The 12725-nt window shown below is 64.6% G+C and carries 6 protein-coding genes; all 6 read right to left on the bottom strand.

Annotated elements, in window-relative coordinates:
- Positions 1–114 precede the first annotated feature (114 nt).
- The 6 genes from tuf to rpoB all read right to left on the bottom strand — a co-directional run bounded on the left by tuf (position 115) and on the right by rpoB (position 12670).
- Positions 115–1305 carry an elongation factor Tu gene (gene tuf, locus E2F48_RS10590; RefSeq protein ID WP_120164739.1) on the bottom strand — a complete coding sequence of 397 codons (1191 nt, stop codon included), beginning with the start codon at positions 1303–1305 and terminating at the stop codon, positions 115–117.
- 210 nt (positions 1306–1515) lie between these two features.
- Entirely contained in the window at positions 1516–3630 is a 2115-nt protein-coding gene (gene fusA, locus E2F48_RS10585) for an elongation factor G (protein WP_133403932.1), read from the bottom strand.
- Between the two features lie 84 nt (positions 3631–3714).
- The gene (gene rpsG, locus E2F48_RS10580; RefSeq protein ID WP_043440595.1) at positions 3715–4185 is read right to left on the bottom strand and encodes a 30S ribosomal protein S7; all 471 of its coding nucleotides are present in this window, start codon (positions 4183–4185) and stop codon (positions 3715–3717) included.
- 1 nt (position 4186) lies between these two features.
- Positions 4187–4561, bottom strand: coding sequence for a 30S ribosomal protein S12 (gene rpsL / locus E2F48_RS10575; RefSeq protein WP_120164735.1), 375 nt, complete (start codon positions 4559–4561; stop codon positions 4187–4189).
- Positions 4562–5095: 534 nt separating this feature from the next.
- On the bottom strand, positions 5096–8986 hold the full coding sequence (locus E2F48_RS10570; protein WP_133403931.1) for a DNA-directed RNA polymerase subunit beta': 3891 nt from the start codon (positions 8984–8986) through the stop codon (positions 5096–5098).
- Positions 8987–9160: 174 nt separating this feature from the next.
- Complete coding sequence (rpoB, locus tag E2F48_RS10565; protein WP_133403930.1) at positions 9161–12670, bottom strand: DNA-directed RNA polymerase subunit beta; 3510 nt, start codon at positions 12668–12670, stop codon at positions 9161–9163.
- Between the last annotated feature and the right edge of the window lie 55 nt (positions 12671–12725).

The following is a 12725-nucleotide window of genomic DNA, read 5'->3' as shown; positions in this document are numbered from 1 at the left end:
CGCGGGAGGTATCCGCCGGCCGCCGTCCCCACGCCAGCCCGCCCCCGGGCACACAAAAGGGCCCCGCTGCCGAAGCAGCGGGGCCCTTCCGTTAAGACTCAGGCAGTCGGAAGACTACTTGATGATCTTGGTGACACGTCCCGAACCAACGGTGCGGCCGCCTTCGCGGATAGCGAAGCCGAGGCCCTCTTCCATTGCGATCGGCTGGATGAGCGCAACGGTCATCTCAGTGTTGTCGCCGGGCATAACCATTTCAGTGCCCTCGGGGAGGGTGATGACGCCGGTTACGTCCGTGGTGCGGAAGTAGAACTGCGGGCGGTAGTTCGAGTAGAACGGGTTGTGACGCCCGCCCTCATCCTTGGCCAGGATGTAGACGTTGGCCTCGAAATCGGTGTGCGGGGTGATCGAACCCGGCTTGACGATAACCTGGCCGCGCTCGACATCTTCGCGCTTGATGCCGCGGAGCAGCAGGCCACAGTTCTCGCCGGCCCATGCTTCGTCGAGCTGCTTGTGGAACATCTCGATACCGGTAACCGTGGTCTTCTGGACCGGACGGATGCCGACGATCTCGACCTCGGAGTTGATCTTCAGGGTTCCACGCTCGGCGCGGCCCGTAACAACGGTGCCACGGCCGGTGATGGTGAAGACGTCCTCGACGGGCATGAGGAAGGGCTTGTCCTTGTCGCGGATCGGGTCCGGAACGGACTCGTCCACAGCAGCCATCAGGTCCTCGACGGACTTGACCCACTGGGCGTCGCCCTCGAGGGCCTTCAGGCCGGAAACGCGGACGACAGGAGCTTCGTCACCGTCGAAGCCCTGCGCGCTGAGCAGCTCGCGGACCTCCATCTCGACGAGGTCAAGCAGTTCCTCGTCTTCGACCATGTCGGACTTGTTCAGCGCGACCAGCAGGTAGGGAACACCAACCTGGCGGGCGAGCAGAACGTGCTCGCGGGTCTGGGCCATCGGACCGTCGGTGGCGGCAACAACGAGGATGGCGCCATCCATCTGAGCCGCACCGGTGATCATGTTCTTGATGTAGTCAGCGTGACCGGGAGCGTCTACGTGTGCGTAGTGGCGCTTCTCAGTCTGGTACTCAACATGCGAGATGTTGATGGTGATGCCGCGCTGCTTCTCCTCGGGAGCCGAGTCGATCGACGCGAAGTCACGCTGCTCGTTGAGAGTGGGGTACTTGTCGTAAAGCACCTTGGAAATGGCAGCCGTCAACGTGGTCTTTCCATGGTCAACGTGACCGATGGTGCCGATGTTAACGTGCGGCTTAGTCCGCTCGAACTTTGCCTTCGCCACGGGTTCCTCCTAGAACGTTTGAGAAGATTTGCTTCCCAGCCGCGCTTTTCGCAGCTGAAACTCATGCAAGTCTACTTGGGGGCTTTGGTTTTCTTGAAATTGCAGGGTACTGCCGGCCCCGGGGGGCCGTTGGCTGGAGCGGGGCCGGCGGACGGAATGTCCGCCGGCCCCCACCGGATGCCTCAGTCGTTGCCGACCGGGGATCCGAAGTTACTCACCGCGGGTCTTCTGGATGATCTCGTCGGCAACAGCCTTGGGGACCTCCGAGTAGCTGTCGAACTGCATCGAGTACACGGCGCGGCCCTGGGTCTTGGACCGCAGGTCGCCGATGTAACCGAACATTCCGGACAGGGGCACGAGGGCGCGGATGACCTTTACGCCGCTTGCGTCCTCCATGGACTGCATCTGGCCGCGGCGGGAGTTCAGGTCGCCGATGACTTCGCCCATGTACTCCTCGGGCGTACGGACCTCAACATCCATGAGCGGTTCGAGCAGCACCGGCTGCGCCATCCGAGCGGCTTCCTTGAACGCCATGCGACCGGCGATCTTGAATGCCATTTCAGAGGAGTCGACGTCGTGGTACGCGCCGTCAAGCAGCGTCGCCTTGATGCCGACGACCGGGTAGCCGGCGAGCACGCCGTCGTTGAGGGCATCCTGGATGCCTGCATCAACGCTGGGGATGTACTCGCGCGGAACGCGTCCACCGGTGACCTTGTTGTCGAAGGTGTACAGCTCGCCTTCGGCGGTGTCCAGCGGCTCGATCGCGATCTGGATCTTCGCGAACTGACCCGAACCACCGGTCTGCTTCTTGTGCGTGTAGTCGTGCTTGGCGACCGTGCGCTTGATCGTCTCGCGGTAGGCGACCTGAGGCTTGCCCACGTTCGCCTCGACCTTGAACTCGCGGCGCATGCGGTCCACCAGGATGTCCAGGTGGAGCTCGCCCATGCCGGCGATGATCGTCTGTCCGGTGTCCTCGTTGAGGGAGACCTGGAAGGTCGGGTCCTCGGCCGAGAGCTTCTGGATAGCCGTCGACAGCTTCTCCTGGTCGCCCTTGGTCTTGGGCTCGATCGCAACCGAGATCACGGGCTCCGGGAAGCTCATGGACTCGAGGACGATCTGGCTGCCGGCGTCGGAGAGGGTGTCACCGGTGGTGGTGTCCTTCAGCCCGATCGCTGCGTAGATGTGGCCGGCCAGTGCCTCGTCAACAGGGTTCTCCTTGTTGGCGTGCATCTGGAACAGCTTGCCGATGCGCTCCTTCTTGCCCTTGGTGGAGTTGACCACCTGGGTGCCGGCGGAGACCTGCCCGGAGTACACCCGGATGAAGGTCAGCTGGCCGAAGAACGGGTGGGTCGCAACCTTGAACGCCAGGGCCGAGAACGGCTCCTCGGTGCTCGGCTTGCGGGTCATCTCGACGGTCTCGTCGCGGGGGTCGTGACCGACCATGGCGGGAACGTCGAGCGGGGACGGCAGGTAGTCGACGACGGCGTCAAGCATCGGCTGGACGCCGCGGTTCTTGAACGCCGAGCCGCAGAGGATCGGGTAGACCTCGGAGGCGATCGTCATCTTGCGGATGCCGGCCTTGATTTCCTCGACGGTGAGTTCTTCACCCTCGAGGTACTTGCCCATGAGGTTGTCAGAGGACTCTGCAACGGTCTCGACGAGCGCGGCGCGGTATTCCTCGGCCTTTTCCTGAAGATCGGCGGGGATCTCCTGGACCTCGTACTTGGCACCCATCGTCACGTCGCCCTTGGCGTCGCCCGGCCAGACCAGGGCGCGCATTTCGATCAGGTCGACGACGCCGATGAAGTCGTTCTCGGCACCGATGGGCAGCTGGAGGACCAGCGGCTTGGCGCCGAGGCGGCTGATGATGGTGTCGACGGTGAAGTAGAAGTCGGCACCCAGCTTGTCCATCTTGTTGACGAAGCAGATGCGGGGAACTTCATACTTGTCGGCCTGGCGCCAGACGGTCTCGGACTGGGGCTCAACGCCCTCCTTGCCGTCGAACACGGCGACGGCGCCGTCGAGGACGCGCAGTGAGCGCTCAACCTCGACGGTGAAGTCAACGTGGCCGGGGGTGTCGATGATGTTGATCTGGTTGTTGTGCCAGAAGCTGGTCACGGCGGCAGACGTGATGGTGATGCCGCGTTCCTTCTCCTGTTCCATCCAGTCGGTCGTCGAGGCGCCGTCGTGGGTCTCGCCGATCTTGTGGTTTACACCCGTGTAGAACAGGATGCGCTCGGTAGTAGTGGTCTTGCCGGCATCGATGTGCGCCATGATGCCGATATTGCGGACCTTTGTAAGGTCTGTAAGCACGTCCTGTGCCACGGTGTCTCCCTTTTGACGAAGATGGAGTTCTGCTGGACCCCCGGGCGGGAACTGCCGATCGGCAGGCCCCGCCGGGAGCTCGTTTTACCAGCGGTAGTGTGCGAAGGCCTTGTTGGACTCGGCCATCTTGTGCGTGTCTTCGCGGCGCTTGACTGCGGCGCCGAGGCCGTTGGAGGCGTCGAGGATCTCGTTCTGCAGACGCTCGGTCATCGTCTTCTCGCGGCGGGCCTTGGAGTACCCGACCAGCCAGCGGAGGGCGAGGGCGGTCGAACGCCCCGGCTTGACCTCGACGGGCACCTGGTAGGTGGCGCCACCGACACGGCGTGAGCGGACCTCGAGGGTCGGCTTGACGTTGTCCATTGCCTTCTTCAGTGCTGCGACGGGGTCGCCGCCGGACTTGGCGCGTGCGCCTTCGAGTGCACCGTAGACGATGCGCTCGGCGGTGGACTTCTTGCCGTCGACGAGGACCTTGTTGATCAGCTGAGTGACCAGGGGGGAACCGTAGACGGGATCTACAACGAGCGGCCGCTTCGGGGCCGGGCCCTTACGAGGCATATTACTTCTTCTCCATCTTTGCGCCGTAGCGGCTGCGGGCCTGCTTACGGTTCTTGACGCCCTGGGTATCCAGCGCCCCACGGACAATCTTGTAACGGACACCCGGGAGGTCCTTCACACGTCCGCCGCGCACCAGCACGATGGAGTGTTCCTGAAGGTTGTGCCCAACACCGGGGATGTAGGCGGTGACTTCGATGCCGCCGTTGAGACGCACGCGGGCAACCTTGCGGAGCGCGGAGTTCGGCTTCTTCGGGGTGGTCGTGTAGACGCGGGTGCAGACGCCGCGCTTCATCGGGCTGCCCTTCAGTGCGGGCGCCTTGGTCTTGGCGACCTTCGGTGACCGGCCCTTGCGGACCAGCTGGTTAATCGTAGGCACTTTCGTGTTCTCCGTAATGTCTCGGATGAGTTCTCTGTTAGCCCGACCCTGCGGTCATCCGGAACCACATGGGCAGCGGACCACCCGTGAGCGGGGGTTCTCAGTCGTTTGGCGCCGCCTGACAAGCTGCCGCAAAACGACCGTAGGCGTGCAAAAATGTGGCATTCGTTGTACAAGATCCCTACAACACGGAGATACGTTTCGCAACGCCAATCCACTGCCACACAAACAATTGAGGTCAAGTCTATCAGAGATTGGGCCGCGGCCGCGCCGCTCCCCCTGCCCGGGCCCGGAAACGCGCGGATGCACGCGGTGGAATGCGCCGCTGACGGCGGCCCGTAAAGCAGGGACGACGGCGGCGGCGGGTAAGGCCCGAGCGGCGGCAGTCGGCACCCGGGACAACGGCGGCCGGGGCCGGACGCGCGCCCCGGACCCCCGAGACCAGGACCGGACCCGGGAACGGCGAAGGCCCCGGACCGTTTCCGGTCCGGGGCCTTCGCCGTGTTCTACCGCTGCTCGCGCAGCGCGGGCTTCCTAGCGGAAGTCGTTGCCGAGGTCGTAGTCATCCAGGGGGATGGCGTGGAACTCGGGGTTCATTCCGCCCTCGACGCCGGCGTAGTCGAAGTCGCTGAACGCGCTCGGACCGGTGAAGAGGTTGGCCTTGGCTTCCTCGGTGGGCTCGACCGTGATCTTCGTGTAGCGGTCCAGGCCGGTTCCGGCCGGGATGAGCTTACCGATGATCACGTTCTCCTTCAGGCCCAGCAGCGGATCGCTCTTGCCTTCCATGGCGGCCTGCGTGAGAACACGCGTGGTCTCCTGGAAGGAAGCGGCCGACAGCCACGACTCGGTGGCGAGCGAGGCCTTGGTGATGCCCATGAGCTCGGGACGGCCTGAGGCCGGCTTCTTGCCCTCGGACACCACGCGGCGGTTCTCGTCCTCGAAGCGGCGGCGCTCGGCCAGCTCTCCGGGGAGGAGATCCGATTCACCGGACTCGATGACGGTCACGCGGCGCAGCATCTGCCGGACAATGACTTCCACGTGCTTGTCGTGGATACCAACACCCTGGCTGCGGTACACGCGCTGGACCTCGTCCACCAGGAACTCCTGGGCCTTGCGGGGGCCAAGGATACGCAGGATCTGCTTGGGGTCGACCGCACCGAAGACGAGCTGCTGCCCGACCTCGACGTGCTCGCCGTCGGCGACCAGCAGGCGTGCACGGCGCAGGACCGGGTACGCGATCTCCTCCGAGCCGTCGTCAGGGGTGACCACCAGGCGAAGCTGCTTCTCGGCATCCTCGATGGTGACGCGCCCTGCGACCTCGGAGATCGGGGCGACACCCTTGGGGGTGCGCGCCTCGAAGAGCTCCTGGATACGGGGCAGACCCTGGGTGATGTCCTCGGCCGAGGCAACACCGCCGGTGTGGAAGGTACGCATGGTCAGCTGCGTGCCGGGCTCACCGATGGACTGTGCGGCGATGATGCCGACGGCCTCTCCGATGTCCACGGTCTTGCCGGTCGCAAGCGAACGGCCGTAGCAGAGGGCGCAGGTTCCGACGCTCGACTCACAGGTCAGCACGGAGCGGACCTTGATCTCGGTGACACCCGCGGCGAACAGTTCGCCGATCAGGACGTCTCCGACGTCGGAGCCGGCAGCCGCCAGCACCTCGCCCTTGGAATCGACGACGTCGGTGGCCAGCGTACGGGCGTACGCCGAGTTCTCGACCTCTTCGTGAAGGACCAGTTCACCGTTGGCGTCAGGCACCGCAATGGTGACCTTCAGGCCGCGCTCGGTGCCGCAGTCGTCCTCGCGGACGATGACGTCCTGGGACACGTCCACGAGACGGCGGGTCAGGTAACCCGAGTTCGCCGTACGCAGGGCGGTGTCCGCGAGGCCCTTACGGGCACCGTGGGTCGCGATGAAGTACTCCAGCACCGACAGGCCCTCACGGTAGGAGGACTTGATCGGACGCGGGATGATCTCACCCTTGGGGTTTGCCACCAGGCCACGGATACCGGCGATCTGCCGGACCTGCAGCCAGTTACCTCGGGCACCGGAGGACACCATACGGTTGATGGTGTTGTCCTTCGGCATGGCCTCGCGCATGGACGCGGCCACCTCGTTGGTTGCCTTGTTCCAGATGTCGATGAGCTCCTGGCGGCGCTCCTCGTCGGCGATCAGGCCCTTGTCGAACTGCGACTGGACCTTGGCGGCCTGCGTCTCGTAGCCCTCCATGATTCCGGCCTTGTTGATCGGCGCGGAGATGTCGGAGATGGCGACGGTGACACCGGAGCGCGTGGCCCAGTAGAAGCCGGCGTCCTTGAGGTTGTCCAGCGTCGCGGCGGTGACGACCTTGGGGTAGCGCTCCGCGAGATCGTTGACGATCGTGGAGAGCTGTCCCTTGTCGGCGACCTTCTCGACCCAGGGGTAGTCCTCGGGAAGGGTGTCGTTGAACAGGACCTGCCCGAGGGAGGTCTCGATCAGCGCCGGGGTGCCCGGCTCCCAGCCCTCAGGCGCGGGGGTGTCCGCGCTGGGGACGAAGTTGGGAACGCGGATACGCACCACGGAGTTCAGGTGCAGCTCGCCGGCGTCGTGCGCCATGATGGCCTCGGCGGGGCTGGTGAACACGCGGCCTTCGCCCGCACTGCCTTCACGCTTGGTGGTGAGGTGGTGCAGACCGATGATCATGTCCTGTGACGGGAGGGTCACGGGACGGCCATCGGAGGGCTTCAGGATGTTGTTCGAGGAGAGCATCAGGATGCGCGCCTCGGCCTGGGCCTCGGGGCTCAGCGGCAGGTGCACTGCCATCTGGTCGCCGTCGAAGTCCGCGTTGAACGCAGCACAGACCAGCGGGTGGAGCTGAAGGGCCTTGCCTTCAACCAGCTGGGGCTCGAACGCCTGGATGCCGAGGCGGTGCAGGGTAGGTGCACGGTTCAGCAGCACGGGGTGTTCGGTGATGATCTCTTCGAGAACGTCCCAGACCTGCGGGCGGTAGCGCTCGACCATCCGCTTGGCGCTCTTGATGTTCTGCGCGTGGTTGAGGTCAACCAGACGCTTCATCACGAACGGCTTGAAGAGCTCCAGCGCCATCTGCTTGGGCAGACCGCACTGGTGCAGCTTCAGCTGCGGGCCGACGACGATCACGGAACGGCCCGAGTAGTCGACGCGCTTGCCCAGGAGGTTCTGGCGGAAGCGTCCCTGCTTGCCCTTGAGCATGTCGGAGAGCGACTTCAGCGGACGGTTGCCCGGCCCGGTGACGGGACGGCCGCGGCGGCCGTTGTCGAACAGGGAGTCAACGGCTTCCTGCAGCATGCGCTTTTCGTTGTTCACGATGATCTCGGGGGCACCGAGGTCGAGCAGGCGCTTGAGGCGGTTGTTCCGGTTGATGACGCGGCGGTACAGGTCGTTGAGGTCGGACGTCGCGAAACGGCCGCCGTCGAGCTGGACCATCGGGCGCAGTTCCGGCGGGATCACCGGGACCGCATCCAGCACCATGCCCAGGGGGCTGTTGGTGGTGGTGAGGAACGCGTTGACGACCTTCAGGCGCTTCAGGGCACGCGTCTTGCGCTGGCCCTTGCCGTTCTGAATGATGTCGCGGAGCATCTCGGCCTCGCCGGCCATGTCGAAGTTCTCAAGACGCTTCTTGATTGCTTCGGCACCCATGGAGCCCTCGAAGTACAGGCCGTAACGGTCGCGCAGCTCGCGGTAGAGGCCCTCGTCGCCTTCGAGGTCGGCGACCTTGAGGGTCTTGAAGCGCTCCCACACCTGGACCAGGCGCTCGATGTCGGCATCGGCGCGCTTGCGCACGTTGGCCATCTGACGGTCCGCGGAGTCGCGGGCCTTCTTCTTATCGGCGGCCTTGGCGCCCTCGCCCTCGAGGCGGGCAAGCTCGTCCTCAAGGTCCTTGGCGATCGCGGCGATGTCGGAGTCGCGCTGGTCGATCATCTGCTTCTTCTCGAGGTCGTGCTCGGCCTGGAGGTTCGGCAGTTCGGCGTGACGGTTCTCTTCGTCGACCGAGGTGATCATGTAGGCAGCGAAGTAGATGACCTTCTCGAGGTCCTTCGGTGCAAGGTCGAGCAGGTAGCCAAGGCGTGAGGGAACACCCTTGAAGTACCAGATGTGCGTGACGGGAGCGGCGAGCTCGATGTGGCCCATGCGCTCGCGGCGCACCTTGGCACGGGTGACCTCGACGCCGCAGCGCTCACAGATGATGCCCTTGAAGCGCACGCGCTTGTACTTGCCGCAGTAGCACTCCCAGTCGCGGGAAGGGCCGAAGATCTTCTCGCAGAAGAGGCCGTCCTTCTCGGGCTTGAGCGTGCGGTAGTTGATAGTTTCCGGCTTCTTGACCTCGCCGTAAGACCAGCCGCGGATTTCGTCCGCGGTGGCAAGGCCGATTCGCATGAGGCCGAAGGAGGATTCGCTGGACATATGGTCCCTGTTCTCTCTTTGTTCTCTAAATTCTTGAAGTCTTTGGGGTGCGGTGGGCAGCCAGGGCCCGCACCGGACCGGTGTTCGAGGAAGCGGCCTTTAATATTTCAAGGCCGTCCGCGGCCGAAGAAATTTCGTTGGCCGCGTTCGAACGCCGGTTCGGTGCGGTGAAACCTAAACTTCCTCGACAGAGCTCGGCTCGGCCCGTGACAGGTCGATGCCCAGCTCTTCCGCGGCCCGGAAGACTTCTTCATCCGAGTCACGCATCTCAATCGTCGTGCCGTCGGTGGAGAGGACTTCCACGTTCAGGCAGAGCGACTGCATTTCCTTGATCAGCACCTTGAAGGACTCCGGCACGCCCGGCTCGGGGATGTTCTCGCCCTTGACGATCGCTTCGTAGACCTTGACGCGTCCGTGGATGTCATCCGACTTGATCGTCAGGAGCTCCTGGAGCGTGTAGGCGGCGCCGTAGGCCTCGAGGGCCCAGACTTCCATCTCACCGAAGCGCTGTCCGCCGAACTGCGCCTTACCACCCAGCGGCTGCTGCGTGATCATGGAGTACGGTCCGGTGGAGCGTGCGTGGATCTTGTCGTCGACAAGGTGGTGCAGCTTCAGGATGTACATGTAGCCGACGGAGATCGGGTCCGGGAACGGCTCGCCGGAGCGGCCGTCGAACAGGCGCGCCTTGCCGGACTCGCCGATCAGGCGCTGGCCGTCGCGGGTCACGTTGGTCGAGTTGAGCAGACCGACGATCTCGTCCTCGGTGGCACCGTCGAACACGGGGGTCGCGACGGTGGTCGAGGCGACCTCGCGGGGCAGGTTCGGAAGGTTCTTGACCCAGTCGGGCTCCCCTTCGATCTTCCAGCCCTGCTTGGCGGCCCAGCCCAGGTGGATCTCCAGGACCTGTCCGACGTTCATGCGGCCCGGAACACCCAGCGGGTTCAGGACGATGTCGACGGGGGTGCCGTCCTCGAGGAACGGCATGTCCTCGATCGGCAGGATCTTGGAGATGACGCCCTTGTTGCCGTGGCGGCCGGCCAGCTTGTCGCCGTCGGTGATCTTGCGCTTCTGCGCAACGTAGACGCGCACGAGCTGGTTGACGCCCGGGGGCAGCTCGTCGTCGTTGTCGCGGTCGAAGATGCGCACGCCGATGACGGTTCCCGACTCGCCGTGGGGAACCTTCAGGGAGGTGTCGCGGACCTCGCGGCTCTTCTCACCGAAGATGGCGCGCAGCAGGCGCTCCTCCGGGGTGAGCTCCGTTTCACCCTTGGGGGTGACACGGCCGACGAGGATGTCGCCCGCCTCAACCTCGGCACCGATGTGGATGATGCCGCGCTCGTCGAGGGCGCCAAGGACCTCTTCGGAGACGTTCGGGATGTCGCGGGTGATTTCCTCGGCACCGAGCTTGGTGTCGCGGGCGTCGACCTCGTGCTCCTCGATGTGGATCGAGGTCAGCACGTCGTCGGAGACGATGCGCTGCGAGAGGATGATCGCGTCCTCGAAGTTGTGGCCTTCCCAGGACATGAACGCGACGAGCATGTTCTTGCCCAGGGCCAGTTCACCCTGGTCGGTGGAGGGACCGTCGGCGATGATCGAGTTGTACTCGACGCGGTCGCCCTCGCCCACCAGTACACGCTGGTTGTATGCGTTGCCCTGGTTGGAGCGGGCGAACTTCATGATCGGGTAGCTGGTCTCGGTGCCGTCGTCGTTGAGCACGGTGACGAGGTCGGCGGAGACTTCGCGCACGACGCCGGCCTTGGCGGCGGTGACAGCGTCACCGGCGTCGACGGCGGCGTACTTCTCCATGCCGGTGCCCACGAGCGGACGCTCGGAGCGCAGCAGGGGAACGGCCTGGCGCTGCATGTTCGCACCCATGAGGGCGCGGTTCGCATCGTCGTGCTCGAGGAACGGAATCAGGGCCGTTGCCACCGACACCATCTGACGCGGGGAAACGTCCATGTACTCGACCTCGTCGGCGGCGACGAGCACGGGTTCGCCGGAGCCGCCGCGGGTACGCACCAGGACCATGTCCTCGACGAACTTGCCCTCGGCGTCGAGCGGGGCGTTGGCCTGTGCGATCAGGCGCTCCACCTCGTCATCGGCGGTCAGGTAATCAATCTGGTCGGTGACGACACCGTTGACTGCCTTGCGGTACGGGGTCTCGATGAACCCGAACGCGTTGATGCGTCCGTAGGAGGCCAGCGAACCGATGAGGCCGATGTTCGGGCCTTCAGGGGTTTCGATGGGGCACATACGGCCGTAGTGCGACGGGTGGACGTCACGGACCTCCATGCCGGCGCGGTCGCGGGACAGACCACCCGGGCCCAGCGCGGACAGGCGGCGCTTGTGCGTCAGCCCGGCGAGCGGGTTGTTCTGGTCCATGAACTGCGAGAGCTGGGAGGTTCCGAAGAACTCCTTGATCGCGGCGACGACCGGACGGATGTTGATCAGGGTCTGCGGCGTGATCGCCTCGACGTCCTGCGTGGTCATGCGTTCGCGGACGACGCGCTCCATGCGGGACAGGCCGGTGCGGACCTGGTTCTCGATGAGCTCGCCGACGGCGCGGATGCGGCGGTTGCCGAAGTGGTCGATGTCGTCGACCTCGACGCGCAGCTCGACGTCTTCGCCGTCGCGCTTGCCGCCGATGGTCTTCTCACCGGCGTGCAGGGCAACGAGGAACTTGATCATCGCGACGATGTCGTCGATGTTCAGCACCGACGCATCGGAGTCGGTGAGGTCCTTGTCGATGCCGAGCTTGCGGTTGATCTTGTACCGGCCGACCTTGGCCAGGTCGTAGCGCTTGGGGTTGAAGTACAGGTTGTCCAGCAGGGTCTGGGCAGCCTCAACCGTCGGCGGCTCTCCCGGGCGCAGCTTGCGGTAGATGTCGAGCAGGGCGTCCTCACGGGTCTCCGTGGCGTCCTTCTCCATGGTGGCGCGGATGGAGTCGTACTCGCCGAAGGTCTCGAGGATCTGGCCTTCGGTCCAGCCGAGGGCCTTGAGCAGCACGGTGACGGACTGCTTGCGCTTGCGGTCGAGGCGGACGCCGACCTGGTCGCGCTTGTCGATCTCGAGCTCGAACCAGGCACCGCGCGACGGGATGATCTTCGCGGAGAAGATGTCCTTGTCGCTGGTCTTGTCGGCGGTGCGCTCGAAGTAGGCGCCGGGCGAACGGACCAGCTGCGAAACGACGACACGCTCGGTGCCGTTGATCACGAAGGTGCCCTTGTCCGTCATCAGCGGGAAGTCGCCCATGAACACGGTCTGCTGCTTGATCTCGCCCGTGTTGTTGTTCATGAACTCGGCCTTCACGTACAGCGGAGCCGAGTACGTTGCGTCACGGTCCTTGCACTCGGCCATGGTGTACTTCGGGTCGGCGAACTCCGGCTCGGAGAAGCTCAGGGACATGGTGCCCTGGAAGTCCTCGATCGGTGAGATCTCTTCAAAGATGTCGGCCAGACCCGAGGTCGTGGCTACGCCCTGAAGTCCCTTCTCCAGGGCTTCCTCAACGCGCGCCTTCCAGCGCTCGTTGCCGACCAGCCAGTCAAAGCTGTCGGTCTGAAGGGCGAGGAGATTCGGAACGTCGAGGGGTTCGTGAATCTTTGCGAATGAGAGCCGGGGTGCGGCGCCGTCGGCGTCGACCTGGCTGTTAGCGGTTGCATTATTAGAGGTGCTCGAGGCGACCAAGAGGGATCCTTCCACAGACCTTCAGGCTTGTCAGCGATCCGCCCTCAGCACCACC

This window comes from Arthrobacter crusticola (assembly GCF_004357995.1).
GTDB lineage: Bacteria > Actinomycetota > Actinomycetes > Actinomycetales > Micrococcaceae > Arthrobacter_D > Arthrobacter_D crusticola.
Note: the sequence above shows the minus strand (reverse complement) of the source record. Positions and strands in the feature narration are given on the sequence as shown.

What these genes read in the sequence shown, in the direction of transcription:
- rpsG (WP_043440595.1), bottom strand. Translation starts at nt 4,185, where the DNA reads ATGCCTCGTAAGGGCCCGGCCCCGAAGCGGCCGCTCGTTGTAGATCCC.
- E2F48_RS10570 (WP_133403931.1), bottom strand. Translation starts at nt 8,986, where the DNA reads ATGTCCAGCGAATCCTCCTTCGGCCTCATGCGAATCGGCCTTGCCACC.